This window comes from Cellulomonas bogoriensis 69B4 = DSM 16987 (genome assembly GCF_000767165.1).
Taxonomy (GTDB): Bacteria; Actinomycetota; Actinomycetes; order Actinomycetales; family Cellulomonadaceae; genus Actinotalea; species Actinotalea bogoriensis.
The window spans coordinates 1-243 of the sequence record NZ_AXCZ01000518.1; the positions used below are offsets into that span (position 1 = coordinate 1).

Annotated in this window: 1 protein-coding gene; it reads right to left on the bottom strand. The window is 77.4% G+C overall.

Annotated elements, in window-relative coordinates:
- Positions 1-243: S8 family serine peptidase (locus tag N869_RS16265; protein WP_035063596.1), on the bottom strand; the 243-nt coding region annotated here is incomplete at both ends.

Sequence of the window (243 nt, forward strand, 5' to 3'; positions counted from 1 at the left end):
AGCCGGGCACGCGCAGGAGCAGCAGGTTCGTGCTCCCGGAACCGGCAGAGGTCACGCGGGGCACGGCCTGGCCGAGCAGCGTGGCCGTGACCTGGGCGGGTGTGGCCGTGGGGGTGTCGGCCAGGGCCAGGGCGGCCAGACCGGCCGCGTGCGGGGCCGCCATCGAGGTCCCCGAGGCCGTGGTCGTCCCGCCGCCCGACCGCAACGAGACGATGCCCTCACCGGGGGCGAACGCGTCCAGGC